We start from the raw sequence: 290 nt of genomic DNA, 5'->3' as shown, positions 1-290 counted from the left end.
CCATCTTGTGGACCGCCGAGGTTCTGGTCGTCGTCTGCGCCACCTTCCTGTTCGCCGGCTGGGTCAAGGGCGTGGTCGGCCTCGGTCTCCCGACCATTGCGCTGGCGCTGCTCGCGGCCACCATGGGTCTGCGGGAGGCGATCGCCCTGATGCTGGTCCCGGCGCTGGTCACCAACGTCTGGCAGGGTTTGGCGGGGGGCGCCTTTGCGATCCTGTTGCGCCGGCTGTGGCCGCTTCTTGCGGCCGCTTGTCTCGGCGTTTGGTTCGGCGTCGGCGTCCTGGCCCAGGCC

Annotated in this window: 1 protein-coding gene; it reads left to right on the top strand. The window is 70.0% G+C overall.

From position 1 onward, the window contains the following. Positions 1–290: TSUP family transporter (locus PZC42_RS20830; RefSeq protein WP_277213992.1), on the top strand; the 290-nt coding region annotated here is incomplete at both ends.

Source organism: Isoptericola croceus (assembly GCF_029382255.1).
In the GTDB taxonomy this organism is placed as follows: domain Bacteria; phylum Actinomycetota; class Actinomycetes; order Actinomycetales; family Cellulomonadaceae; genus Isoptericola; species Isoptericola croceus.
The sequence above is the reverse complement of the archived record's forward strand: the minus strand, read 5'-3'. Positions and strand labels throughout refer to the sequence as shown.